General features: G+C 59.0%; 21 protein-coding genes. 13 read left to right on the top strand and 8 right to left on the bottom strand.

Annotated features, from left to right (window positions below):
• The first annotated feature begins 113 nt into the window (after window positions 1-113).
• From QUG03_RS18495 to QUG03_RS18460, 8 genes are all read left to right on the top strand, one after another.
• Window positions 114-494 carry a DUF6841 family protein gene (locus QUG03_RS18495; protein WP_048414891.1) on the top strand — a complete coding sequence of 127 codons (381 nt, stop codon included), beginning with the start codon at window positions 114-116 and terminating at the stop codon, window positions 492-494.
• Window positions 495-679: 185 nt separating this feature from the next.
• Complete coding sequence (locus QUG03_RS18490; protein ID WP_019102819.1) at window positions 680-1,066, top strand: hypothetical protein; 387 nt, start codon at window positions 680-682, stop codon at window positions 1,064-1,066.
• A 13-nt stretch (window positions 1,067-1,079) separates the two neighbouring features.
• On the top strand, window positions 1,080-1,304 hold the full coding sequence (locus QUG03_RS18485) for a hypothetical protein (RefSeq protein WP_107798792.1): 225 nt from the start codon (window positions 1,080-1,082) through the stop codon (window positions 1,302-1,304).
• Between the two features lie 19 nt (window positions 1,305-1,323).
• Window positions 1,324-2,403, top strand: coding sequence for a ribonucleotide-diphosphate reductase subunit beta (locus QUG03_RS18480; protein WP_048410338.1), 1,080 nt, complete (start codon window positions 1,324-1,326; stop codon window positions 2,401-2,403).
• 75 nt (window positions 2,404-2,478) lie between these two features.
• Complete coding sequence (locus QUG03_RS18475) at window positions 2,479-3,882, top strand: AAA family ATPase (protein WP_500820643.1); 1,404 nt, start codon at window positions 2,479-2,481, stop codon at window positions 3,880-3,882.
• On the top strand, window positions 3,866-4,492 hold the full coding sequence (locus QUG03_RS18470; RefSeq protein WP_500820642.1) for a hypothetical protein: 627 nt from the start codon (window positions 3,866-3,868) through the stop codon (window positions 4,490-4,492). The genes QUG03_RS18475 and QUG03_RS18470 overlap by 17 nt, the downstream gene beginning before the upstream one ends.
• A gap of 468 nt (window positions 4,493-4,960) precedes the next feature.
• Window positions 4,961-5,920 (top strand): hypothetical protein, encoded by a 960-nt coding sequence (locus tag QUG03_RS18465; RefSeq protein ID WP_500820641.1) that lies wholly within the window; start codon window positions 4,961-4,963, stop codon window positions 5,918-5,920.
• Between the two features lie 589 nt (window positions 5,921-6,509).
• Window positions 6,510-7,169, top strand: a complete 660-nt coding sequence (locus tag QUG03_RS18460) for a BRO-N domain-containing protein (RefSeq protein WP_500820640.1) — start codon at window positions 6,510-6,512, stop codon at window positions 7,167-7,169.
• Window positions 7,170-7,351: 182 nt separating this feature from the next.
• Here QUG03_RS18460 and QUG03_RS18455 read toward each other — a convergent pair whose 3' ends face one another.
• From QUG03_RS18455 to QUG03_RS18430, 6 genes are all read right to left on the bottom strand, one after another.
• Entirely contained in the window at window positions 7,352-7,777 is a 426-nt protein-coding gene (locus QUG03_RS18455) for a hypothetical protein (RefSeq protein ID WP_500820639.1), read from the bottom strand.
• 106 nt (window positions 7,778-7,883) lie between these two features.
• Entirely contained in the window at window positions 7,884-8,537 is a 654-nt protein-coding gene (locus QUG03_RS18450; protein WP_500820638.1) for a hypothetical protein, read from the bottom strand.
• A gap of 79 nt (window positions 8,538-8,616) precedes the next feature.
• Window positions 8,617-8,988: a hypothetical protein gene (locus QUG03_RS18445; protein WP_500820637.1), complete on the bottom strand. Its 372-nt coding sequence runs from the start codon at window positions 8,986-8,988 to the stop codon at window positions 8,617-8,619.
• A gap of 43 nt (window positions 8,989-9,031) precedes the next feature.
• Complete coding sequence (locus QUG03_RS18440; RefSeq protein ID WP_500820636.1) at window positions 9,032-9,496, bottom strand: hypothetical protein; 465 nt, start codon at window positions 9,494-9,496, stop codon at window positions 9,032-9,034.
• Window positions 9,481-10,329 (bottom strand): hypothetical protein, encoded by an 849-nt coding sequence (locus tag QUG03_RS18435; RefSeq protein WP_500820635.1) that lies wholly within the window; start codon window positions 10,327-10,329, stop codon window positions 9,481-9,483. The genes QUG03_RS18440 and QUG03_RS18435 overlap by 16 nt, the downstream gene beginning before the upstream one ends.
• A 3-nt stretch (window positions 10,330-10,332) precedes the next feature.
• Window positions 10,333-10,905 carry a PAAR domain-containing protein gene (locus QUG03_RS18430; protein ID WP_500820634.1) on the bottom strand — a complete coding sequence of 191 codons (573 nt, stop codon included), beginning with the start codon at window positions 10,903-10,905 and terminating at the stop codon, window positions 10,333-10,335.
• 979 nt (window positions 10,906-11,884) lie between these two features.
• On the opposite strand from QUG03_RS18430, the gene licT reads away from it, so the two are divergent.
• From licT to QUG03_RS18405, 5 genes are all read left to right on the top strand, one after another.
• A complete protein-coding gene (gene licT, locus QUG03_RS18425) occupies window positions 11,885-12,703 on the top strand; it encodes a BglG family transcription antiterminator LicT (protein ID WP_500820633.1) in 819 nt (272 codons plus the stop codon).
• Window positions 12,704-12,857: 154 nt separating this feature from the next.
• Window positions 12,858-14,717: a beta-glucoside-specific PTS transporter subunit IIABC gene (locus QUG03_RS18420; RefSeq protein ID WP_500820632.1), complete on the top strand. Its 1,860-nt coding sequence runs from the start codon at window positions 12,858-12,860 to the stop codon at window positions 14,715-14,717.
• Window positions 14,718-14,738: 21 nt separating this feature from the next.
• Complete coding sequence (locus tag QUG03_RS18415) at window positions 14,739-16,136, top strand: glycoside hydrolase family 1 protein (protein ID WP_500820631.1); 1,398 nt, start codon at window positions 14,739-14,741, stop codon at window positions 16,134-16,136.
• A gap of 121 nt (window positions 16,137-16,257) precedes the next feature.
• Window positions 16,258-17,655, top strand: coding sequence for a carbohydrate porin (locus QUG03_RS18410; RefSeq protein WP_500820630.1), 1,398 nt, complete (start codon window positions 16,258-16,260; stop codon window positions 17,653-17,655).
• 31 nt (window positions 17,656-17,686) lie between these two features.
• The gene (locus QUG03_RS18405) at window positions 17,687-17,995 is read left to right on the top strand and encodes a hypothetical protein (protein ID WP_500820629.1); all 309 of its coding nucleotides are present in this window, start codon (window positions 17,687-17,689) and stop codon (window positions 17,993-17,995) included.
• A gap of 34 nt (window positions 17,996-18,029) precedes the next feature.
• Here QUG03_RS18405 and QUG03_RS18400 read toward each other — a convergent pair whose 3' ends face one another.
• Together QUG03_RS18400 and QUG03_RS18395 are read right to left on the bottom strand one after the other, a co-directional pair.
• On the bottom strand, window positions 18,030-21,128 hold the full coding sequence (locus QUG03_RS18400; RefSeq protein WP_500820628.1) for a phospholipase D-like domain-containing protein: 3,099 nt from the start codon (window positions 21,126-21,128) through the stop codon (window positions 18,030-18,032).
• Between the two features lie 10 nt (window positions 21,129-21,138).
• A complete protein-coding gene (locus QUG03_RS18395; protein WP_500820627.1) occupies window positions 21,139-24,909 on the bottom strand; it encodes a hypothetical protein in 3,771 nt (1,256 codons plus the stop codon).
• Between the last annotated feature and the right edge of the window lie 6 nt (window positions 24,910-24,915).

The following is a 24,915-nucleotide window of genomic DNA, read 5'->3' as shown; positions in this document are numbered from 1 at the left end:
TTGGCCAGCCGCCTGCCCGTCCAGACGGCTGGCCAATGGGGAACGCAGCAACAACCCGCGCCAGACCGCAACGGCAGCGGGCGCCGCAAACACACAGAACCAGGGGAAACCGGATGAACATAGAGGAATTTTTTAACAGCTACGCCGTTGGCTACAGCCAGCTGGACGTGCCCCAGGTGACCGCGCACTTCACCGTGCCCTTCACCGCCATACACCAGGGCGACCTGACCAGCTGGGAAGACATGGCATCGCTGCGCGACACCACCACCGCCTTGCTGGAGTGGTACCGCAGCCAGGGCTTCGCCAGCGCCCGCCACCAGCTGGACAGCGTGCTGAATTTTGGCGAAGACGCCGCCAGCGCCCGCGTGCGCTGGATTGTGCAGCGCCAGGGCCAGCCGGCCTGGGAATACTGCACCGGCTACCACCTGAAACGGGTGGACGGCGAGTGGAAGATTTACGGCCTGGTCCAATACCAGGACGCGCCGCAGCAGTAAGGCAGCCCCAGCCTCAAGCCGCTTGCCCCCAGGCGGCTTCGGGATGGAAGCGCCGCCGGCCCGCGATGCGGGCGGACGGAAGCAGTTCAAGGCCCGGCCAGCGAGCGCAGCCGGCTTTGAGCAGGTTCCAGGATGACGAGGCCCACGGCCCCGCCGCCACAAGCCAGGCTTCAGCAGGAGGTCAGATGCAAACGTTTGAAAACATCCGGATCAACGGGTTTTGCGAACAAAGAACCCACAACCCCGACAAGCAGTTTGTGCTGTTCAATATGTACCTGACGCTGAACCAGGCCCCGCCCTGCGAATGGAAGGACCTGTTCAACGAAGCCCGCCGCCTGCCGCGCCAAAAAGTATGGCGCAAAGCCTGGGTGGAAGCGGACGCGCTGGTGGTGTACTGCCAGCCGGAAGAACTGCAGCAGCAAATAGAGCTGCTCAAGCAAGACATAGAACAAGCCAACCGGCAATACCGCCAGCTGCTGAAGCTGCGGCAGCCGCGCGGCAGCCAGGTGGAGCAGGAGGAAAGCAGCGAACGCCAGCTGATCCACCGCCTCAGCCAACAGCTGCGCTTCTGAAAGGACGCCGCTCATGAGCGCCACCGCATTCTGTATCGCCCGCCATGGCGAAAATGGCAAAGACGCAGGCTACCGCAAACTGGGCAGCCTGCACGTGGACCTGGACCCGGTGCCGGCACTTGTCGCCGCGCCGCGCCAGATACAAATACTGCGCAAAAGCAGCCTGCCGCTCAGCCCCAGCCTGGCTGGCGACAAGCAGCCGCTGCCGCCCCAAATCACCGCGCCGGACGCGGAGTAAATCCAGACAGGAGCCCTTAATGCTGAACTTTGACGACACCATCGAAACCAAACCGGCCGCCCCCTCCGCGGGCGCCAACGCCGCCGGCCGCGTCAACGTGGTGGACAAAAAAGTGATCAACGGCACCACCGACGTCAACCAGCTCGTGCCCTTCAAACACAAATGGGCATGGGAAAAATACCTGGCCCAATGCGCCAACCACTGGATGCCGCAAGAAGTGAACATGCAGCGCGACATCGAACAGTGGAAAACCGGCCAGCTGACCGAAGACGAAATGCGCATCGTCAAGCGCAACCTCGGCTTCTTCGTGACCGCGGACTCCCTGGCCGCCAACAACATCGTGCTGGGCACCTACCGCCAGATCACCAGCCCGGAATGCCGCCAGTTCCTGCTGCGCCAGGCCTTTGACGAAGCCATCCACACCCACGCCTACCAATACATCGTGGAAAGCCTGGGCCTGGACGAAGGCGAAGTCTTCAACGCCTACAACGAAATCAAATCCATCCGCGACAAAGATGAATTCCTGATCCCCTTCATCGACGTACTGTGCGACCCGGCCTTCAAGACCGGCACGCTAGAAAACGACCAGAAGCTGCTCAAATCCCTGATCGTGTTTGCCTGCATCATGGAAGGCCTGTTCTTCTACGTGGGCTTTGTGCAAATCCTGGCGCTGGGCCGCCAGAACAAGATGACCGGCGCGGCGGAACAGTACCAATACATCCTGCGCGACGAGTCCATGCACTGCAACTTTGGCATCGACCTGATCAACACCATCAAGCTGGAACAGCCGGAAATCTGGACCGAAAGCTTCAAAGCCGAGATCACCGAACTGTTCAAACACGCGGTGGAACTGGAATACGCTTACGCCGAAGACACCATGCCGCGCGGCGTGCTGGGCCTGAACGCCAGCATGTTCAAGGAATACCTGCGCTTCATCGCCAACCGCCGCATGCAGCAGATTGGCCTGGACCAGCTCTACCCCGGCGTGAACAACCCCTTCCCGTGGATGAGCGAGATGATCGACTTGAAGAAAGAGAAAAACTTCTTTGAGACGCGGGTGACCGAGTACCAGACTGGCGGGGCTTTGAGCTGGGATTGATTTGACATAGCTCATTGACATTATTTTATGCAAAAGGCACACTTTCGAGTGTGCCTTTTTTAATGGAAAAATAAAATGCTCACAAGACTCGAGGCAAATGGTTTTAAAAACCTATTGGATTTCTCGATAGACTTTGGCCCTAAAAACTGTATCGCTGGATTAAATGGAGTTGGCAAATCAAACATATTCGATCTTATTCGATTTTTATCATTATTATGTGACAATCCAATAACAAGCGCTGCGACCTTAATTAGAGATGACGGCATCAACTCTGACCCAGCAGACATTTTCTATACAGATGGAACTGACCGTATGGAAAGAATGAAAATTGCTGCAGAAATGATTGTTGATCTAAATGTCGTAGATGATTTTGGCAGACCTGCATCTGCCTCATCATCATATTTAAGATATGAAATAGAACTTGGTTACGACGCCCCTAGCGAACAGTTCAGTCAAGCTAAAGTTTACATGATATCTGAATCGCTAGTGCACAGAAAAAAAAGCGATGCAGTGGAAAATCTACAGTTTCCATTAAGTGCTGGAAAATTTAGAGACGTAATTATTATAAACAAAAGAAAAGGTGCATCATTTATTAGCACAAAGAATGAGGATGGACAACAAACGGTAAATGTACACCAAGATAGCGGAGGCAGGGGACAGCCTTCTCAAAAGTTCCCCGCAGGTGGTGCAATAAAAACGGTAATTGGAAATACCAACACATCCTCCCTACCGACAATTCTTGCAACCCGTAGAGAAATGCAGTCGTGGCGATTTCTCGCTCTTGAACCTAGTGCAATGCGCCGATCAAACAAGATGCATGACCCAAGAAGCATCACTCAAAACGGCGACTATCTAGCTGCGACACTGTTTAAGCTATATAAATCTGATCCATCTGTCTATGAAAAAATTGCAGAGAATTTATCAGAAATTATACCTGTTCAAGAATTAAGAGTAGAGCCAGACACCGCAAGACAAATCTTCACATTAGAAGTAAAGGAGCGTGCGGGAGCTTTTTTACCAGCAAGAGCATTATCTGACGGAACACTTAGATTTCTGACTTTGTGCATCATGTCACAAGACCCTGAATTTAAAGGCCTCCTTTGCTTCGAGGAGCCAGAAAATGGGATTCATCCGGCCAAAATTCAATCCATGCTAGAACTACTTGTAAAGCTAGCGGTTGATCCTTTAGAATCACCAAGCCAGAACAATCCAATGCGCCAACTTATAATTGCAACACACTCCCCTTTGCTCGTTCAGCTGACCCCACCTGCTGATATAATTTTTACAGATGTAGTAAAAATCAAAAACCCTTTTGGCAGAACCGCCTCTACCATTAGATGCTTTCACTTGAAAAATACCTGGAGAGCAAAAAAAGACAATTCCCAGATTGGTCTTGGAAGCATATTAAGCTATCTAGCAAAGCCAAAGCATGCGCAACTCTCTCTGACTGGTATGGAGGGATATGATTATGCATGCTAGATTTTTATTCATTACAGAAGGTCCGTCAGATTTAATGCTAACAGGGCATATTGAATCTCTTTTTATTGAGCTTGGCGCAGATGAGGCATCTGCCGTAAAAATGGACTTATCCCAGCTCCCCACTCCTCCAGGCAGAACTATAAGAGAAAAAGTAGATGCGGCCATCGCGCTTGAACCCAATGTTAACTACATAGTAATTCACAGGGATGGCGATAGCGTAGGAGTTGATGCACGAGAACTTGAAATAAGACAACAAACGGCCCACTTGAATGGGGAGTATAAAATTATTCCATTCATACCTGTCAAAGAAATGGAAGCATGGCTTTTGCTTGATGAAATAGCCATAAAAAAGGCCGCCGAAAATATTGATTGTAGAATAAATTTAAAATTACCAAGCCCAAAATCCGTAGAGCACATTAAAAACCCCAAAGAATATCTCTTAAAAAAACTCATTGAAGCTTCCGAACTTAGCGGAAGCAGATTGGAAAAATTCAAAAAAAAATTCTCCCAAAAAAGATCATTTCTTGCTCAAAACTTACCAACAAATGGCCTCGCCTCTCAAACAAAATCCCATAAAAATTTACGGGAAAATATATCTTTAGCCTTATAAAACAGGAAGTTCACAACTCACCAAGATGGGTAAAAAATTGTAGATTATACTGATTTTTTGCAGCCAAGACCTATCATGCAATAGCAATGCATGGCAGATCGTTATTAACTTGTGAATTTCAAAATTCACTACACGGTAGAAATAATGCAGTTGCACTTTAACACCTACTTCGTTTACATACTGGTTACACCCAGCGGACAAATTAAGTGCATTACTCAGCCGCCCCTCTTGCAACTCTGAGCTTAAAACTCCTAAGTCTAATTTCGAAAGCTAACTTACACTGACTAGAAATCCATACACAACCCAATCAATTCACGACTTAACAAAATTTTATATACCACCCTCACAAAACATAAAAAACTGATGAACAAAATACACAACACTGCCAAAATTCATTTCACTTAATTACACTCACCACCTTGCAAAGCTTTGGCTAGCTCACCTCAAGCCACAGTTAATCGCTACACCATGAAAACCACAAAAGGATTTGAAATTATACCTTCTCCGCCATCAGCATTAATAAATGGAAAGAAGATTCAACTTACAGTATATAACGACAAAATAGAAAGTGAGGCAACATGCCAGCTTGGCGACTTAAAGGGAGTATCCACATCGCAATACCCCGATCTTTTCATATTAAACATTAATTTCCTCGAAGATATAAAAATTAAAAATGCAAGGAGATGCTACATATATCGTGCAGACGGTAAATTCTCCTTGACCATATCGTTTTGTGATGAACCAGATATTTGGGATGACACCATAGTAACAAAAGCAGTATATCGAGAAGTGTATTCAATTATAGCTGGTGAAAAATATTGCCAAGAATTAAAAGTTGATTTTGAGAATGGCGACTTATATATACATGCGGATCTAACAGATTCCGATGAAGACATTTTTGAATTACTTCAAAGAAAATTGCTATTAACATCCGAATTGATAGATGATGCTGAATCCAAAATATTTGGATTTAAGTGGAATAAAGAACACTCTGTGTCAGAGAGTAAATTAACAAAAGAATTAATAATACCCTTGCTAATAGCCATGGGGTATTGCCATGTCAGACACAACCATGGACCGAAAGAGTACGGTAGGGACATCTTATTTAGTGAGATAGATAAGTTCGGAAATTTCAGGAGATTGGCAGCACAAATAAAAGCAGGCGACATTGGAGGGGGAGCGAACTCATTAATAGACACAATAATTTCCCAAATTGACGATGCTTTTAGCATGCCGGTTGAGGGCCCTTGCCAATCTAAATCATATTACATCTCAGAATTTTTCATAGTCGCCAGCGGAAAAATAAGTGAAAATGCAATAAAAAAGATAAACTCAAAAATAGATAGTCGTTTGATAGGGAGCATTAACTTTGTGGATCGAGATGATATCGAGTGGCTTGTAAGAAAAAACTGGCCTCTATCAATGTAAAGAATTTATTCACATAAAAACCCAGCCATTATGTTTAAATCTTTCACAAATTGATCAAAAAAATGGAAATTTGGACTGAGCATGTAAAGTTCCGCATTAAATAGAGCGAAAAATCTATCTCAAAAGCCAAGTTGCTATCTATCCTGCTTGAATAGATTGACCCCAAGCGTCCTCACTGTTAAATTGACCGCTGGTGCTCAACACACCTCTCCGTCAGCGGTTAGCCCGCGCCCGTAAGTCGTGGCTTTTTTGCGTCCATAGGTTTCCTGTCGTGCCGCTATCCTGGCACGCCCAAAGCTTATGGCCGGGTAGCGTGCAGCCATACAATACCCCGGCAACGGGGGAAATCTGCGGGCCGTCTGACGGCGGTGTTGAAGTGCCCGGCCGCCCCTCTCAACAGGGGGCGCTTTAGACAAAACCGTCAGGAGTCCATAACCATGGATGCTCGTCTTATATTTGTCGTCTCTATCTCCCCTCCCCTTATTTACTCTCCCCACCGCCTATCACATGCCTGCTTGCGACTGCGCGCCGCGTATCGCCATGCGTTTCTGGCAGCGCGGCTCCCACGTTTCATTGGGGAGGCTCGGCCATGAATGCCGCTATCAATCTGGAAATGAATACGCCGCTACAGCTGGATTTCGCCAAGGATTTGTCCATGCGGGTGCTGCGGCGGCCCGAGGGATTCTGGTTTATCGCGGCGGAGGTCGCGGCATCCATGAAGCTGGAGGTGAAGGATTTACAGCAGGCCTTGGGCGAGCCGCTGGGACAATCTTTCCGCCTGGCGGATGAGGCGGAGCCGGTGCTGTGCCTGTCCGAGGGTGAGCTAAACGAGGTATTCCGCCGCATCAAGAAACCGGGCGCGCGGCGGCTGCGGCGCTGGTGGCTGGAGGAAACCCGCCCGGCCTTGCTGCATCAGGCCGGCGCGGCTGGCACCGCGGAAGCCCTGCACCTGGCGCTCGCCCTCGCCGCGGAGGCGGCGCAGCAGGTCAGCCGCGCGGTGCTGAACACTGTGCTGCGCGAACCCGGCCCATGGCTGCATTCACGCTGGGTGCTGACACTGGATTATGCGCCCAACAACCAGCAGCGCTGGCCGCACGGCAGGCTAGTCGGCCTGAACAGCAGCGTCTCCACACTCAACGGCATGGCGGAGCTGATCGCCCCGCCCGGCAAAATACCGGTCAGCAAGGCGGAACTGGTGAAGCTAGCCACCGCCTGCCAGCTGCGTTTGGCAGAGCGCATAGGCAGTTAGGCAGCCAATCGCGCAGCGTAATAAGAAACACCGCTTCAACGTTGTGAAGCGGTGTTTTCGTCAAAAGAATCCTAGTAGCTTAGATGCGACCTGAATCGCCCCCACTTTTCCAGATACCTCGTGAGCCTCGACAGGTTTTGTTAGCCGCTCTTAGAAACTCGCTACAGTTATGCAAAATGACCTTATTTAGGTAATTTATCGAAGTCCAAATGCCGCCCCGATGCGTCTTGCCATAGCGTCGGCTGTTTCCATTCTCCATCACACATCTGCGCATCACTCTCAAACAAGAATCGCCCACTCTGTGTATCCACAAACGCGCATTTGACAATCTCGTGAAAACTACTACGGTCAGCGCCTGAAGCAATCCCATAGCTTGAAAACTGGATTGCAGCTATCTTGTTATGCTGATCCATGACGTCAGATGCATCACTTTCTACTGTGTAGTTGCGATACTTAGGACGGATGATATCTTTCTTCTTGAAAAACAGATGAACATCGGCCTTTCTATCAATAAGCTTATGGACTTCTTTACCCTTGATCGGCACAGAGGCGAAGCGTACATTACCAACCTGTCCAGCCCAAGTGGGGACCGTAACGAGAGAAATCACTAGGGCGCAAACGGCTCCAAGACGCAAAACTGAGATTTTTTTAACTGACCTCAGTACACAAAAATTCTGACATCTCCTCTGCATTTTATTTACCCGTCAATAGCAATCAATCAAGTAAAAGCCTATACACATTCCCCTCCTCTACAAAGAAGGCGAAACGCTTTCCCGCCAAGGGCATAAATCGGCCGGACTTAATCATGTACTCATTGAATACGACCCCAGCCGGCTCATCCTTGTCATCCTGATAATGATACTCAAGCTTGTCGAAGCGCACCTGACCGTTCACTAACCTAAGGCCCTGACAGGATGCAAACAGGCTGGGTAGCTTCCATCCTCGGGACTTGGCTCCCAAGCGCAACAGGTAGACCGACTTATGTCTCCCCGCCGTACCTGAGACCGATGCTGGGGTATTTTCCACACATGCCCAACCGGTGGCGAAATAGGCTACGGCCCCTCTCCCCAGGTCTCCAGCGTTAACCACCTCGCCAGGGAAAGCCTTGATCGACTTGGCCAACCATGTCCTGCCATCCAAGATGACCTTGCCCTCTTTCAGCTCAACTTTATGGCGGCTACCCGCTGCCATACCCTGCCAAATATATCGGATGTCTTGTTCCCCCTCCAGGCTGAAAGGTTCTAGCTCTACACCCGAAGACTGGAATAAATGATTTGGCAGGCTGCTGTAATATGTCTCATAACCATCAAACACCTCAGCAGCCAGGGCCAATGTTGGCAGAAACAGTAAAGCCACAAAATAATTCATGCGCATATCATTACAAGGTCAGTAGAAATAAGCCATTTTATCGCCGCTCTAGCCTGCATAGGCTTCAGAACTCGGCACGTTACCCTTCAATAGGAGCCACACCATGTTTTTTCCAACATTCAAATCTTGCGTTTGTTGCTACGCTCATCGCAACGATAACCGCCTCATGATTAAACCCAGGTAACTCTCCCAATTTTTCCAAAAGCTCCCCCATGCCTTCCGCAGTGCTTGAAATGCGACAAAACCAACCACCTCCAGCAAGCACCCAAAATACGTCATCTACAAACGGCCCTTGATCCGTGGTTTCGATGCTTACCTCGTACAGATCAGCCCAATGGAACTCAACATCCTCCCCTCTCAATGGGCTATGGATAATTTTACGCTCATCAAATACAACCTTCTCCACTGCCCGTCTTGACTTCCACTTAAACAATCGAGACAAAAACTCCATGCCACCTCCCTAGCGCAACCCAAAACACTCCCCTTCCAAAGACTCACAAGGGGGTTAACTGAAGATACTTGACCGGCTTTAGCGCCCCCAAAATCAATCTATATTTCAGATCACCAAAGGAATAGCCAACCTTCCCCTTATTTTCAATTACTACTTTATACCTATTGCCATTTCCATACTTTTTAAAGAAAAATACTCCACCTTTTAATTCATAACTATCAATCAATTCATCATCACGGTCATCAGGCGAAAATAGATGCACACGATCCAAAACCACAAAATCTTTTGTTAAAAGATAAAATTCATAATTAGTTTCCTCCCAGGGGGCATTCTGGAACACCAAAAAATAACGTTCAGAATCTTCCATCCAGTACTGAGCAAAAACCGACTCGCTCATAACTTTGACACCGGTCTTTTTGCCACAAAACAAAAGATCAAAATAAACGATTATAACCCCAGGCTTTCTTGGGCTCTCCACTACATCAAAGTCTTTTATTGCATTTGCCATCTAGAAAACTCCTCCAACTCTTCATCTAGACTATCCACAATACTTTCAGCCAACAAACCTCCAGCAACACTACCAGCCAAGACAACAGCAATTGCACAAATTGGAGCACCGGGACCACAAATAGTTGAAACCATCAGCCCAGCGGCCGCACCACCTGCCACACCCCCACCAATTGTCGCCCCTTGTTTAACAACTTCTTTTTTCTTGTTATCCGCCCCCATAACAGCATGAGTTGCCAAAGCAGCGGTAACAATCCACGCCACCTTACCCATGACTTTCAATCTAGTTGCTTTCACATCGAACTTACCACTGGAACGAGCTGAAGACTCTATTACTGCATAGTAAACCTTATTTTGTTCGGCAGGTGTCAGTATATAAAATCCCTTTTGATAAATGTCTCTGGCTTTTTTATCCAACAGTTGCTCAACAGTTTTGCCATTCAATTTATGCTTTTCAGCAGAGGCAAGCGCTTGAGGAGAAGTCACGGTCCGATGTTCTTCCATGATCTTGTTACGCATCGCTGTAGCAAACTCCATCCCTTCCTTCGCAGTCAATTTCCCTGAATTCACCTCTTCAAGAACCGCCTGCGCCATACGATTAATATTATTTTGATAAGAGATTCGGACGCTCCCATCTTTGATAGCATCCGTTGCAAACCTTGCCGCAGCGGCCTCCAACATATCCAAGCTTTTCTTGAGCGGGGACTCCAGCTCATGCCGCTGATTCACTTGGTAGTGGCCTCGGTACTCGATCTTATACTCGGGGACGCTGGCCCCGCTGGTGGTGGAAGTGCCGGCACTGCGGCTTCTGCCATAGCTTACGGTATCGCTCATGTCTCAGCCCTCGATCAGATTAAGGATTTTACTGGAGAGGTTTTCGTCGCTAACGTCTTCATTTTCTGGGATTTCAACATGGATGCCCGCGACTTCCGCAATGGAGTCGATCCGCAAACAGCTGGCCTGGTCAAATGTCATCTCCTTCGAACTGCCGTCGTCGAAGTTGATGGTACAGGCCAAGCCCTGGTAGTTCTCCTGACCCGGCAAGGCAAACTCGATCCAGTTCGGACCTTGAGCCGGCAAGGACGCTCCTGCCGCGATCATCGCGCTCAACGGCCCAGGCACCAGCTTGACCGCGCCGGGTTCGGTATCCACCGTGGCTTGCCACTGGGAGGCGATCAGCACCGCGCCGCAAGAGGTGAGCATCCCCTCCAGCGCCACATTCTTGCCCATGAAGGTGTGGTTTTTCGCCCCGGCTACGATAACAAAATCTGTCTTGCACTGCGGACAGTAGCCCCGGTGGCCAATCCCACAGCCATTCTTGCCAAAAATATTGAAGTTCGAAAACGCCTCCAGCACCGTGCCGCCGTGTGAGGTGGTATCACCAATGCGAATAATTGCGCGCGCAGCCATAGTTTTCCTTTCCATTCAAGAAACTAGCTTCCGGCACGCCACGGCCATTCTCGGCAATTATTCTTAATATATCAACTAAACAAAGCCACCTACCCCGATTAGTCCACTCAGAGACATTAATCTCCTCCGTCAGTGGCTTGACGCCCCATCCCCGCCTCAGTACCCTGTGCTCGCGCTGCGCCCAATAACGTCGCGCCGGGTTTGGAAGCCCGTGATCTACTGAACCTAGCGGCACCGCCGCTGTATAGGTTCGCCTAGCTGTACCCTCGTAGTACCCGCAAGAGGGCAGGCCGTGGCATTGAGCCTTACGGCTGCCGTAGTAGATCGCGGTCTTCCAACCTTGTCACGTGCCTGTCCAAGCCTCTCCGGGCAGGCTCCAAAGCTGACTAGGAGACCGCAATGACGCCTTCCCATCCGCACTCCGCTTTCGCCAAACCACCGCCTGATCCACAGACCCAAACCCTGGCCGCCTGCGCTCTGGCCTTGAACTGCCTCGTCACCCTGCGTCACGTTCTTGACGCTTTCCAATCCCACGCCGCACAGACACAGCAGCCCCGCTTGCAACATCTGGCCTGCGCCGCCACCGCGGTGCTGGACGATTGCGCCAGCCAGTTGCACAGCCTTTGCCCCGACGCCGCTCCCTGCCCGCCAAACGGCAGGTTTCCAACGCTGACGTGGAGACCGCAATGATGCCTTCGCACTTTTTCGCCACTGCCGCAAAACCGCCTCCAGCGGCCGGTCCTGCCGGACGTCTGCCCCCGCCGATTTCGAAGCGATATATTTTTAACAAATTAAGTTGTATGTTTTTTCACTCTATGGTTTCATCCGCTGACGACGCATCGGGTCAAAGCCGTGGCTTTGCTCCTGCGTCGTCAAAGCAGATGTTTGTGCTCAAGGATTGTTACTGCGCAAGCAGGCAAAACCTGATGACTTGGCTGAGGCCAAGCCGTCAGGTTTTTTTGTTTTCAAGGTGGGCGCTATGAAGATCAGCAAAGTCTTGAACAACAATGCCGCCCTCGTGTTGGACGAACACCAGCATGAGCTGGTGGCCATGGGCTGCGGCCTGGGGTTTCAAAAGCGGCCGGGCGACGCGCTGGACCCGGCGCTGGTAGAAAAACTCTTCGCCTTGCAAAACCATGAGCTGATGTCCCGTTTGAGCGAAGTCTTGAGCGGCATCCCCGCCGAGGTGATGGCGGTTTGCACCGACATCCTCAACCTGGCGAAAAAACAATTGGGCAGGCTGCCCGAAGAGGTTTACCTGGCTTTGCTGGATCACTGCCATTTCGCGCTTGAACGCCATCGTCAGGGCATTGCCCTCCACAACGCGCTGCAATGGGAAATGCGCAGGCTTTACCCGAAAGAATTCGCCATTGGCCTGCAAGCGCTGGCGCTGATTGAGCAGCGATTGGGGCTGACCTTGCCGGAGGATGAGGCCGGTTTCATCGCCTGGCATTTGGCCAACGCCCAAATGAATAGCGAGGCTCCGGAGATGCAAGCCATTACCCAGCTGATGCAGCAGGTACTGCGGATCGTCACCTACCAGCAAGGGCATGAGCTTGACCAGCAAGCGCTGAGCTACCACCGCTTCATTGCCCACCTGAAGTTTTTTGCGCAACGCGTGTTGTCCCAGCAGTCATTGCCTGCTGGAGACACCTCCTTGCATGCGGCGGTGAAGGCAAGCTACCCGCAGGCATGGCGCAGCGCGGAGAGCGTTGGTGCTTATATTTGGGAGCAGTACCGGAAGGAGCTTGAGTTGGACGAGATGATGTTCCTCGCCATTCACATCAGCCGTCTATAAGCCTGATCTTTACTCACCGGCTGGTTTGACCAGTCGCGACATCAACAGGGTTGTTACTGTCTAGAACAGGCAAAACCTGGCCACGTCTCCCCCATTGCGGGTGGGCGCGGTCAGGTTTTTTTTTGAGCGTTCGCTCGCCATAGGGAGGAGAACCATGGACACACTTGCCAAACAAATCGTCGCGGGAGTGGGCGGCAAGGACAATATTCTGAGCCTGGTGCATTGCGCCACCCGGCTGCGCTTCAAGTTGCGCGATTCCGGACGGGCCCAGGCGGAAACCTTGAACCGTCTGCCCGATATTCTGATGGTGCTGGAGAGCGGCGGGCAATTCCAGGTGGTGATCGGCAATCAGGTGGCCGAGGTCTTTGCAAAAATACAGCCGCTGATTGGACTCAAGGAGGAAACCGGCACCGAAGAAAACGAGGGGCTATTCAACCGTTTCATCAGTCTGGTGTCGGCCATCTTCATGCCCGTGCTGGGCATTCTGACCGCCTCCGGCGTTTTAAAAGGGCTGCTGGCGCTATTCGTGGCCTGCGGTTGGCTCAACAAGAGCAGCGGCACCTATTTACTCTTGTTCACCGCCAGCGACGCCTTGTTCTATTTCTTCCCGATGGCCCTGGGGTATACCGCTGGCAAAAAGTTTGGCGGCAATCCTTTGTTTACCATGGCCATCGGCGGAGCCTTGGTACACCCGCAAGCGCTCCGTGCTTTCGAAGCCGCCAAAGACCCTGCAGCGGTGGGTTTGGATTTTCTCGGCCTGCCCATCACCTTGATGAATTACAGCGCCTCGGTGATGCCCATCCTGTTTGCGGCCTGGGTCAGTTGTCAGGTCGAACGCCGGCTCCGACCACGCCTGCATGACTCGGTTCGCAATATACTGACGCCGCTGGCCTGCCTGCTGCTGGTGGTGCCGCTCACCTTCATCTTGATAGGCCCGCTGGCCACCTGGGCTAGCCTAACGCTGGCAGGCGGCATTCAACTCTTGTACGGCCTCATGCCCATGCTCGCCGGGGCCGTCCTGGGTGCGGGCTGGCAGGTTCTGGTGATCTTCGGCCTGCACTGGGGCTTCATCCCGCTGTTCTACAACAACCTGAGCGCGCTGGGCTACGACACCTTGACGCCCATGTTGATCCCAGCCGTTTTGGGACAGGCTGGTGCGGCCTTGGGGGTCATGCTGCGTAGCCACGACGCCAAGCAACGCGCCCTGGCCGGTTCGGCGGTCACGTCCGGCCTGTTCGGCATTACCGAGCCGGCGATCTATGCCGTCAACTTGCCGGCCAAACGTCCCTTCATCTTCGGCTGCGTGGGCGGTGCGCTGGGCGGCCTGGTCATCGGCTATGTGCAGGCCAAGAAATACTCGATGGGCCTGGCCAGTATTTTTTCCTTTGCCCAACTCATTCCCGACAGCGGCATCGACTACACGGTATGGGGCGCAATAGCCGGCAGCCTGCTGGCGACGAGTGTTGCCGCCCTGCTCACCTTCTTCTTTGGCCAGCCCAAACCCAAGCCGGCCGCTGCCGCCACAGCGGCGATGGAGGCTCCGGCCTTGGTCTTGGCGACCTCGTCTTATCAAGTTCTGTCCCCACTCCATGGCCAGGTGCAGCCGCTCAGCACAGTGTCGGACCCCGCCTTTGCCAGCGGCATTCTAGGCCAAGGCGTGGCCATCCTGCCGCATAGCGGCCGGGTAGTGGCGCCGTTTGGCGGCCAGGTCAAATCCCTGTTCCACGCTTGCCACGCGCTGGCGCTCGTCGCCGACGACGGCACCGAAGTGCTGATCCATGTCGGCATCAATACCGTCAAACTCGATGGCCGCCACTTCCACGCCCATGTTCGGACAGGTGACTCAATCGCGGCAGGCGATTTGCTGTTGGAGTTTGACCGCGCCGCGATTACCGAGGCCGGCTTCGATATGACCAGCGTAGTGCTGATCTGCAACCCCGGCTGCATACAAGTGCAGTCCATCCCCACGGCCGAGGTGGAGGAGCTGGCTCCCCTGCTGGCCGTCAGCCGTTAACCACCGCAACAGGAGATAGAGATGACTATGTTTCCCGCTAGTTTTCTTTGGGGCGGCGCTTTGGCCGCCAACCAGGCTGAAGGCGCTTACCTGACCGATGGCAAGGAGCTGTCCACCTCGGACGTGCTGCCGCAGGGCGTTTTTGGCCCCATCGTCGAGCGCGTGGACGGCGACAGCGGCCTCAAGGACCGGGCCATCGACTTTTATCACCGCTACCCGGAAGACATCGCTCTGTTCGCCGAGATGGGCTTTAGCTGCCTGCGCGTGTCCATAGCCTGGAGCCGCATCTTCCCGGAAGGCGACGAGGTCGCCCCCAACGGGACCGGGCTGGCTTTCTATGATCGCCTGTTCGACGAAATGGCCAAACACGGCATTCAACCGCTGGTCACGCTGTCGCACTTCGAAATGCCTTACGCGCTGACCCAGCGTTACGGCGGTTGGGCCAGCCGCCAGACCATCGCCTTTTTTGAGCATTACGCCCGCACGGTGCTCACCCGCTACCGCGACAAGGTCAAATACTGGCTGACCTTCAACGAGATCAATATGGCGCTGCACGCGCCGTTTACCGGCGTCGGTCTGCCGCCGGACAGCAGCAAGCAAGCGGTTTACCAAGCCATCCACCACCAACTGGTGGCCAGCGCGCGAACGGTCAAAATCTTCCGCAAACTGATCCCTGACGGCCGGATCGGCAATATGTTGTTGGGAGGCATCCGTTACCCGCTGACGTGCCGGCCGGAAGACGTGCAAGAAGCCCTGCGGCAAAATCGAAAGTGGCAGTTCTTTGGCGATGTGCAGGCGCGCGGCGCTTACCCGGCCTATATGCGGCGCTTCTTCCGCGAAGAGGGTATCGAGCTAAGCATTCGCCCCTCAGACCTGGCGGACCTGCGCAACACCGTGGATTTCATCTCCTTCAGCTACTACATGTCCGGCTGCGCCAGCGCCGACCCAAACTTGGCGGAACAAGCCGGCGGTACGTTGGGCATGGTGCCCAACCCGCACCTGCCCAGTTCCGACTGGGGCTGGCAAATCGACCCGCAGGGTCTGCGCTACCTACTCAATCTGCTCTACGACCGCTACCAAAAACCGCTGTTCATCGTGGAGAACGGCCTGGGCGCGCGCGACGAGGTGACGCCGGACGGCCGCATCCATGACCCCTACCGCATCCAATACCTCAATGATCACCTGATCCAAGTGGCCGAAGCTCTGGACGATGGCGTTGAAATCCTCGGCTACACCAGTTGGGGGCCGATTGATCTGGTCAGCGCCTCCAAGGCGGAGATGTCCAAGCGCTACGGCTTCATCCACGTCGATCTGGACGACCAGGGCCATGGCAGCCTGGAACGACGGCGCAAGGACAGCTTTTACTGGTATCGCGATGTGATCAGCAGCCGGGGAAAATCACTGAAGCCGGCCGGCTAAGCCCAGCTGCAAAAACCCCTAGGCCTGCCAGCGGCAGGCCACACCCACAACAGGCGCTGTCATAGGCCAGGGGCTGGTTTTGCCTGCGCCTATGCAGCCGCCGGAAGTTCAGGAGACCAACATGCCTACCCTGTTTTCTACCGACCCGCGTTCCCTCCCGCTGGCCTTGGGCCTGACCGTGGGCGTTCTACTAAGCCCGGCTATCGCGCAAGCCGACAGCGGACGCGATGATATCCCCGCCTGGGATGGCACGGTGCTTGGCTTCGAACCGCAGGCCGGCGACTTGCTCAGCACCGATACCGGCATTCGCAACCGGCTGGAACGATATGGTTTTCGTTATCGCCTGGCCTACGTCAGCCAAACCGCCTACAACGCCAAAGGCGGCTACAACACGGACAAGAAAGCCGAATACATCGACCAGTTTTCGCTGACCTTCACCCAAAGTCTGGAAGCGCTGACCGGCATTCCCGATGCCGTGATCGAGGGCAATATCGTCAACCGCAACCATGACAACAACCTGACCACTTCGCGGCTGCAAGATACCCGCGTCGGTTTCAACGATCTGACGCAGGAAAGCTGGGGTGGCCAGTCCATTACCCGTCTGGGCTGGCTGACCTTCCGCCGTAGCTTCCTCGACGGCAAGTTGCAGTGGCGGATAGGACTGATGAACAAGGTACAGGACTTCGACCAGATTATTTCCTGCGACTTCCAGACCTTGAATCTGTGCGGGGGCAAATCCGCCGGCTCCCGGACTTGGTATAACTGGAACGTGCATTACTGGGGCACCACCTTGCAGTACCGGATCACCCCGGAAGTCACGCTGAAAACCGGCTTGTTGGAGCAGAACCCGGATGCGCCGTCACGCAGCCACGCCTGGAGCGTGTCCACCGACGGCAGCCGCGGCATTCTGCTGCCGCTGGAAGCAACATTGAAAACCCGCCAGTTTGGCCTGCCAGGCGTCTACACACTGGGATTGCTCTACACCAATGCCAAACAGCGCGACCTCTACGCGGGGGCGTCCGGGGGCGCGGGAATGAATGACCCGGCGGGCTACCGCTACTACCGCAATACCTGGTATCTGTACACCGGCTTCAATCAGCAGTTGACCCGCCACGCCGACACCGCCAATCGCGGACTGAGCCTTTCCTGGAGCTTGGGCGTGGCCGATCAACGCAGCAGCACTCGCTCCTACTCCAGCTCCCTGTCCTTGCGTTATCGAGGGCCGTTTGATGCCCGACCAAACGATTGGCTGGCCTTGGGCGTCTCCAAGTTTCAAGCCAGCCCCAACTGGCGCCGCAGCCAGAACCTGCTGAATCAGCAAACCGGCGTCAGCGACTATCAGGACCCGCGTTACGCGCCGCTGCCGGAGTCCTCGGTCAACACCGAACTGATCTACCGCTACCAAGTTACGCCCTGGCTGGAATTGCAGCCAGGACTTCAATACTGGGTGCGGCCAGGCGGGCTGGTTCAGACGCCCAATGCGTGGGTGGTGGGATTGAAAACCACGATCAACTTCTAATTCAATTTGGTAAAGCCAAGGGAATGCCGTGATGAATACTGCCTTGCCCGCCATGGAGCAATTAAAGCTGTTGAACCAGAACCTGTTCGACGCCCAGAATCAGACCGCCTTGCCACACTTGGGCCGGCAACTGGCCCAGCAATGCGCGGAGATGGACGCTTGTCTGGTACAAGGCTTGATCGACATCCGCGCAGCTCATCTCGGGCTGCAAGCCATCCTGACCCTGATGCAACGCCGCGACGAACCCTTGCTGTTCAGCAGCGAGGAGGCCGTGGCGCTGCTGGAGCCGGTGCAACAGCGCTTGAGCCAGGGCTTAAACCGCGTCAACAGCTTGGTCTAGCCCGCGGAGCCTCCCAGCTCTGCCCCGCCCGGCCTCAGGTGCTGCTCTCGCTCAGCAAACCCGCCAGGGTCAGCAGCCCGGACGCGCCCGCGGCGCCGTCCGGGTCGGCGACATCGTCGCTCTGCGGGATGACCGAGGCGTCCGTCGGGCCCAGCCACAGCGGGGCCAGCCGGTTGAGGCCGCCTTGCATCAATAGATCCGAGATCAGATCAAAGGCCGCGGCCGGCGATTGCAGGCGCAGCCATTCCGAGGCCGGCAGCCCCGCAGCGTCCGTTGGGCTGACCTGCAGCTTGGCCGCCATCAGTTGCCGGCGAAAGGCGCTCACCTTGCGGCTGTAGCCGCCGGCGATGTCGCGATCGAACGAGGCCACCGCCATGCTGCCGTCAAAAGTCATGCCGCGGCGCCGGAAATGGGTGGCGCCGCTCAGGCACCAGACATCGTCGACGATGACGGTGGTGGTGCGCAGTTGCGCCCAGCGGCCGGGGAAGCCGCGCGGGTGGAACACCGCCACGCGCGCAGCGCCGGCGCTTTGCAGGATGTCCACCGCGTCCTTGCGCTGGGCGATCGCCCGGCGCACAAAGGGCGCGTACGCGGGCGCGAAGTCCGTCTCGCGCGGCAGGCAGACAATCACTTTCAGATTGGGGTTGGCCGCCATCCGGTCCGCAATCTTCTGCGCAAGGTCTATCTCGTAGGCGGCGGGCGAGCCGCTGGGGCGCGCGGTGCGGGCGAAGCCGGCGGTTTCGATGTAGATCAGCTCGTCGGCCTCGCCGATGGCGCGGGTCAGCGCCCAGAGCGAATCGCGGTTGCCGTGCTTGGAGACGAAGAACTCGCGCCGCACCGCGTTGATCAGCCGGTCTTCGTTGGAGACGGTGATGGACGGCGCGCTGCCCAGCCCCAGGGCGGTGGCCAGTTGGTTGAGCAGGTTCTGGAAAGTGATGGGCGAGGAAGACCCCAGCGGATTGCCGTCGGGCAGCAAGGACAGTTCCGGCGTCTCGCATACCGCGCACACCGTTTCCAGCGCCACGCCCGAGGAGCTGCCGGGCACGGCGGCCGGCGCCGCCGTCGGCGGGTTGAAGTTGTTGCCGCCGGACATGGCGATCCAGCCCGGCGTGGTGCCCCCCGGCAGCGGGAAAATGGGCTGGGCGCGGCGCAGCGCGTGCTGGGCCAGGTCGTAGGCCAGCGCGCCGGTGACGCGCACGCCCGGCGCATGGGTGTCCGGGCCGGCGGGGTTGCCGGGATTGGCGTTGGCGTGGTCCGCGGACCGGCTTTCGCGCGCCCAGCGGCCGCCGCTGAGCACCGCGTCCCAGTCCAGCCCGGCCGAGACGTTGGCGCTGGGGATGCCGGTGACCACCATGGCGTCGAAGCGGGCCATGGTGGGCATGCGCGGCCCTTGGCGCGGCTGGGTCTCGGACAGCAGCGCGCGCGCCAGGTCCGCCGCGGTGGCCGGCGAGCCTCCCGGCGGCGTGACGGTGCGCGGCAGGCCGAAGAGCGGCACCTGGCAGATGGATTTGATGTTGTCCGGCCAGGCCGCCAGCGGGTCGCCGGCGGCGAACGGGTCGGCCGGCGCGGCCGCCGGCCCGGCCGCGATCGCCGCGCGTTGCGCCGCCCACATGCGCCGCCGCCCGGCGCGCGGCACGATCACCAGGTCGTAGACCAGGGTGCCGGGGCTGGGCAGCGGGTCGCCGGGCTTCAGGCCAAACGGGTTGCGCACCAGCACCGACACCGGGCTGCCCGCCGCGGCGATCGCCGCGCCGCCGTCGGCGCGCAGGAAGGATTGCTCCTCGCCTATGGCCTGGATCAGCTGGAAGCGCTGCGCGAAGACGCGCACAGTGGCGCCGCTGGGCGCGAAATCGGCCGGGATCGCCACCACCACGTCGTTGCTCCCGGACCAGGTGGCGGTGACGCCGGCCGGCGGGGCCATGCCCGCGCCAAAGCCGGCATTGGTGTTGGGGCCGGGAAAGGCCGGCCAGTGCGCGCCCGCGCCCGGCGCGGCGGCGGTGCCCACGCCGGATTCAAAGGTGGGCGACACCGCGAACATCAGCGCGCCGGCGCCGGCCCCCATCATGCGCCCCGCCACTTGCGACGCCGCGGCCAGCATGTCCGGGCCGTCCGCCAGGTAGTCGATGCGCACGCCGTCGCGCACCTGGGGCTGCAGGTCCGCCGGTATCCGCTGGTCGTCCGCGGGGATGCCGTTGATCTCGGCGACGCCGCGGTTGCCGCGCAAATGCCAATCCAGATCCACCGCAAAGGCGCGGACGAACTGGCGCGCCAGCGTCACCCCCGCCGGCAGATTGGGCACGGTGAGCGGCCCGGCCGACATCGTGCCGCCGCCGGCCCAGCCCAGGCGCAGCCTGGCCGCCGCGCTGGCGCCGGTTCCCGCCAGTTGCTGGCCGGCGCTGATGGCCACCAGCCCTCCGGCGCCCAAGGCCGTGGACGAGCCGCCGCCGGACGCCTGTCTTTCCACCCCCGGGCCGCCGCCCGCCGCGGCAAACGCGCGGCCGTGCAGCGTGACCACCTGGGCGAGCACGCCGCCGGCCAGCCCGGCAATGCTGCGCACGCCGCCCGCCGCCGCGGGCGATGCCCCGCCGGCGCTGATATCCAGCGCGGGAAACGCCGTTTGCAGATCGTCTAGCATCGCGGCCACCGCGACCGGGTCGACGATGAGGCCGCGCGCATCGTGAAAGCTCAGCGCCGCGCCCGCCGCGCCGGCCGGCAGCGCGTCGCCCGGATCGTAGCTGTGCGGCGAGACGTTGCCCGTCAGGCCGCGGATCACCATCACATGCGGCACGGCGCGCACCTGGGGCTGTCCGGGCGCGGCGTAGCGGCCGGCGGCCAGACCCTCCAGCCGCGCCGCCGCCTGCGGATGCAGCCGCAGCGCCGCGCCGGCCCCGGTCAAGGGCGCGCCGTCCGCCGCGCGGAACGCGGACAGGCTGTCCAGGTATTCAAGAACGCCGCGCCACGGCGCTTTGGGCGCGCCGGCAAAAGTGAGCGTGAGCGCCGCGCCGTCAAACGCGGGGTTGGCCCCGCCCCAGCTGGGCCCCAGCCGCAGCGCGGTCAGCCCCAGCGCATCGAGCCCGTGGTCCTTGAGCGCCTGCGCGGCGCTGGTGGGAGTCAGCGTGAAAACCGTGGCCATGGCGCGCTCCTTAACCGTGAGCCCGTTGTTCGACCGTGCGGCCGTCGGGCGTGATGATGCGAACCAGAACGCCGCGCAAGGCCAGCGCCGTGACGATGGCGAAATGGTCGCGCGCCGGCGCGGCCTGGCGCGCCACCGCCGGCCCGGACGCCCCTAGGGCGGGCCTGCCGGACACCGTGGGCACCGAGGCCAGCTCCGCCTCGAACACATAGACCCCGTTGATCAGCTTGAACTGGGACGGCAACGGGCGCGGGCCGATGACGATGGGCGGTATCCCTATGCCGCCTATGCCGCCCAGCCCGGGCGGCAGCCGCGGCGAGATAGGCGGAATGGGCGGCAAGGGCCGGATCGGCGGTATCGGCGTGATCGGAGGAAGCGCTGGTTCGGGCGTCAGTTCGATGCGCAGGCGGTAAACCCCGCCCGCGTCGCTGTCCGGCGCGTTGCTGCTAAAGGTGTAGGCCTTGCCGGACGGCGACAGGGCCGCGCCGACGATGGGCGACAACAGCGGCAGCGGGACGATGGAACCGGACGGGATGGCCAGCGTGCGCTCGCTCGCGCGTCCCAGCGGGTCCGTCATCCGCACCGTCACCGACACCGCGTCGCCCATGGCGGCGCGGCGCACCAGCAGCCGGTATTGGGTGGGGCCGCCGTCTATGCGCCAGACGTCCGTGCCGGTGACGGGCGGCACCAGGCCCAGTTTGTCCAGCGCCGTCTGCCGCCGCAACAAGGCCGCGCCGCCGGCCAGGACGGCCTCCACCGACAGCATGTGCGGCCCGGCCGGCGTGGCCGCCACCGGCGCGTTGGAGCTGAACTGCAGCAGCACCGCGGCCGGATCGCCACCGGGCCAGCTCATCGTCAGCGGGGACAGGTCCGGCGGCCCGGCCGGCGGGATCAGCACCGACACCGCGGGCGACGGCCGCGAGCGCCCCTTGAGCACGCCGCGCAGCGCGTCGTCGTCGCTCCAGGCCACGGCGCGATACCAGACATTGCGCCATGAGCCGCTGGGGCGGTCTTCGCCGGCCAGGCGGGCGATCCAGTCGCCGCCGCCGTCCGGCGCGCTCACCGTCCAGCCGCCGCCGCTGGCCATGACGCTGGCGATTGGCGGGCCCATGCTGTCCAGCGCGCGCGCCGCGTCGTCCACGCGCACGCGGTACAGGTCTATGCGCTTGGGCCGCGCGCCGGCGCCGCCGCGCGTGCCCACCCGGATGCGCGCCCGGTAGTCCGGCGCGGCGGGCGGTTTGTCGAACACCATCTGCACTTCTATCGTTGGCGGCGCGGGCTCGGCCACGCGCGGCGCGGCGTAGGCGATGAGCGCCTGATCCGCGTTCGGTCCGCTGGGCCAGGCCGCTTCGTGGCCGCCCGCCATCATGGGCAGCACGGTGTAGACGTGGATGTCGCGCGAGCCGCGCGGCATCGTCACGTCGGCGGCGGTGACGGTGATCAGTTCGGCGTTGCGGCGGATGAAGTCGCGGCGGATGGGATTCGTCTTGAACGCCTGCTTGATCGTGCTCAGCCGCTGGCTGAGCGTGCGCTCCGGCGTCGGCTCCGGCTGCCCGGGATGGCTGCTCAGGATGCGGGTCTCGGTGCTTTCGTACACCGCGTAGCCCACGGCGCCGGCCACCGCCGCCCAGCTCAGCTGCGCGTGGCATTCGCCGGCGGCGTCCGGCAGGCTGGCGAGCTGGACGATGTCGACGGCGGTGGGCCGCGCGCGCGGGTCCGAGGCGTAGGCCAGGCGCGGCGTTGGCGACCACGGGCCGCTGCGGTGCGGCGCGATGGCCTCCACCGCGCGCGCCTCCAGCACCAGGCCGATATGCGGCGTGGCGCCGAAGTCCAGCGAAAAGCCCGGAATCGTCAGCCGGTAGCGCCGGCTGCTGCCCTGCGCGGCGTGGCCGGGCGTCACCACCGCCGTGCCCTCCGCGTCCAGCGCGGCCACCGTGCCGCCGGCCAGCGCGGGCGCGTCGCCGGCGAAGGTCAGCTGCATGGCCGCCGCCGCGCCGCCCAGCGATTTTTGCAGCCCCGCCGGCGCGGGCGCGGCCGGCAGAGCGCTGCTGCGCGTGGCCGCCGCGAACAGGCGGCCGCGCAAATCTATCCGCGACGGGGTGCGCACCCGCCAGTCCACCGAGATGTCGCACACCAGGGTGGCCGCGCAGACGCTGCCGCTGCCCGGATCCGTCGCGCGCAGATCGGCGGACAGGAACTGCACCGGCGACAGCTCCGGCTGGCCCACGGTGATGGCCGCCGCCGCCCACGGGCTCCAGACGCCGAAGATGTTCTGGGTGGCCGCCGCATAAGTCATGGCCACGCTGCCCGGGTCGTTGGGAACGGCGAGCGCGCCGTCGGTGGCGCTCTGCCGCGTCGGCTCCGGGTCGCGGTCGTTGCGCGCGCTGCCGATGGGGCGATGGCCGCCGGCCTGCGCGTGCTTTTGCAGTAGCGCCTCGGCCGCGCCGGGCGCGCCGTTGCGGCGCCGCGCCGCGGCGTAGCTGGCCACCGCGCTCAGCTGGTTCAAGGGAAAGCGCTCCCAGCTCGCCCGGATCGACGCCAGCCAGTCCCGGTCCGCCTGAGACGGCCGCAGATTGGCCTGGAAATCCACCGCGAAATCCGCCGGCGTGGGCGCGGGCAAGGCCAGGCCCGGACGCGGCACCAGCGCGGCGAACTCCACCGGCCCCGACGCCCCGTCCAGCCCCTTGTCCCACAGGCCGGTGATCAGCCAGTCCCAATCGCTGCGGCTGGCGTCGCCGAACAGCTGGCTGCTGGCGAAGTTGATGGGCGGAATGTCCTCGTCCGCGTAGCCGGTGCCGTAGCCCAGCGTCACGGCCAGCAGCGGATCGGTCGACGCCGCCATCGCCAACAGTCCCACCGGCGACAGATCGGCCTTGCCCGGGTCCGTGGCGGGCATGGTTTCGCCGGCCGGGTTCTGCGGCGGATCGATGGTGAAGGTGAAGCGTTTGGCCGCCTGCTGATTGGGCGGCAGCGAGGCCACGTCATGCAGCATGGGCAGCAGTTCGATGGCACTCTCGTCCACCAGCTTGGCCGGGTCCGGCAATTGCCACATCGGCGCCGGCGCAGCGTCCGGAAACGCCGGCCACCAGCCCAGCGGATTGACGCCGCGCTGGTAGCGGTCCACCGCCGCGTCCGGCGCCGGCATTTCCGCGCCCACCCTGCCCTGTTTGACGCCGTGGCGCTGGCCCAGCCCCGCCCAGTCCGCCTCCGCCACCGGCAGCCCCACCGTTTCCACCAGCTGCCAGCCTTCCACTTTTTCCAGTTCGTCGGCGTTGAGCCCGGTGGGCGCGTCGTAGCTGGAGACGTTGACCAGCATCAGCCCTGTGATCAGCGGCGCCTGAAACTCCAGGGTGTCGCTGCCGCCCGCGGCCAGGGTGCGGGACTGCACGGCCACGATGGCCTCCAGCACCGGCGGTCCGGCCAGCACGGCCACGCTGAGCATGCCGCCGGCGCTGGAATGCACGGTCAGCCGCGCCGAAGCCAGCGGCGCGTCGAACTGAATGATGCGGAACAGCGGCGGCAAGGCCAGTTCTTCATAGCCCACCGGATGCGGCTGGCCCAGCGGCGTGGCCGGACGGCGCCAAACCTTGAAGGGCTCGCTGGGCAGCCCGGCCGCGGGGCTGGTCTGCCAGCGTAGCAGCAGCGCGCGCCGTTTGGGCGGCGCCATGGTCGCCGCGCCGATATTGGGGTTGACTCCGCCGCGCTGGCGCAGGAGAGCGGTGAAATCCACCAGGGCGCCTTGCGCGTTCAGGATCGCCGGGTCGTAGATACGGGTCGCCATCTCGGG

This window comes from Chromobacterium sp. CCUG 30098, from assembly GCF_059916605.1.
Note: the sequence above shows the minus strand (reverse complement) of the source record. Positions and strands in the feature narration are given on the sequence as shown.

What these genes read in the sequence shown, in the direction of transcription:
- QUG03_RS18490 (WP_019102819.1), top strand. Translation starts at nt 680, where the DNA reads ATGCAAACGTTTGAAAACATCCGGATCAACGGGTTTTGCGAACAAAGA.
- QUG03_RS18420 (WP_500820632.1), top strand. Translation starts at nt 12,858, where the DNA reads ATGGACACACTTGCCAAACAAATCGTCGCGGGAGTGGGCGGCAAGGAC.
- QUG03_RS18410 (WP_500820630.1), top strand. Translation starts at nt 16,258, where the DNA reads ATGCCTACCCTGTTTTCTACCGACCCGCGTTCCCTCCCGCTGGCCTTG.
- QUG03_RS18485 (WP_107798792.1), top strand. Translation starts at nt 1,080, where the DNA reads ATGAGCGCCACCGCATTCTGTATCGCCCGCCATGGCGAAAATGGCAAA.
- QUG03_RS18430 (WP_500820634.1), bottom strand. Translation starts at nt 10,905, where the DNA reads ATGGCTGCGCGCGCAATTATTCGCATTGGTGATACCACCTCACACGGC.
- QUG03_RS18405 (WP_500820629.1), top strand. Translation starts at nt 17,687, where the DNA reads ATGAATACTGCCTTGCCCGCCATGGAGCAATTAAAGCTGTTGAACCAG.
- QUG03_RS18435 (WP_500820635.1), bottom strand. Translation starts at nt 10,329, where the DNA reads ATGAGCGATACCGTAAGCTATGGCAGAAGCCGCAGTGCCGGCACTTCC.
- QUG03_RS18470 (WP_500820642.1), top strand. Translation starts at nt 3,866, where the DNA reads ATGATTATGCATGCTAGATTTTTATTCATTACAGAAGGTCCGTCAGAT.
- QUG03_RS18415 (WP_500820631.1), top strand. Translation starts at nt 14,739, where the DNA reads ATGACTATGTTTCCCGCTAGTTTTCTTTGGGGCGGCGCTTTGGCCGCC.
- QUG03_RS18465 (WP_500820641.1), top strand. Translation starts at nt 4,961, where the DNA reads ATGAAAACCACAAAAGGATTTGAAATTATACCTTCTCCGCCATCAGCA.
- QUG03_RS18395 (WP_500820627.1), bottom strand. Translation starts at nt 24,909, where the DNA reads ATGGCGACCCGTATCTACGACCCGGCGATCCTGAACGCGCAAGGCGCC.
- licT (WP_500820633.1), top strand. Translation starts at nt 11,885, where the DNA reads ATGAAGATCAGCAAAGTCTTGAACAACAATGCCGCCCTCGTGTTGGAC.
- QUG03_RS18480 (WP_048410338.1), top strand. Translation starts at nt 1,324, where the DNA reads ATGCTGAACTTTGACGACACCATCGAAACCAAACCGGCCGCCCCCTCC.
- QUG03_RS18495 (WP_048414891.1), top strand. Translation starts at nt 114, where the DNA reads ATGAACATAGAGGAATTTTTTAACAGCTACGCCGTTGGCTACAGCCAG.
- QUG03_RS18460 (WP_500820640.1), top strand. Translation starts at nt 6,510, where the DNA reads ATGAATGCCGCTATCAATCTGGAAATGAATACGCCGCTACAGCTGGAT.
- QUG03_RS18400 (WP_500820628.1), bottom strand. Translation starts at nt 21,128, where the DNA reads ATGGCCACGGTTTTCACGCTGACTCCCACCAGCGCCGCGCAGGCGCTC.
- QUG03_RS18450 (WP_500820638.1), bottom strand. Translation starts at nt 8,537, where the DNA reads ATGAATTATTTTGTGGCTTTACTGTTTCTGCCAACATTGGCCCTGGCT.
- QUG03_RS18475 (WP_500820643.1), top strand. Translation starts at nt 2,479, where the DNA reads ATGCTCACAAGACTCGAGGCAAATGGTTTTAAAAACCTATTGGATTTC.
- QUG03_RS18445 (WP_500820637.1), bottom strand. Translation starts at nt 8,988, where the DNA reads ATGGAGTTTTTGTCTCGATTGTTTAAGTGGAAGTCAAGACGGGCAGTG.
- QUG03_RS18440 (WP_500820636.1), bottom strand. Translation starts at nt 9,496, where the DNA reads ATGGCAAATGCAATAAAAGACTTTGATGTAGTGGAGAGCCCAAGAAAG.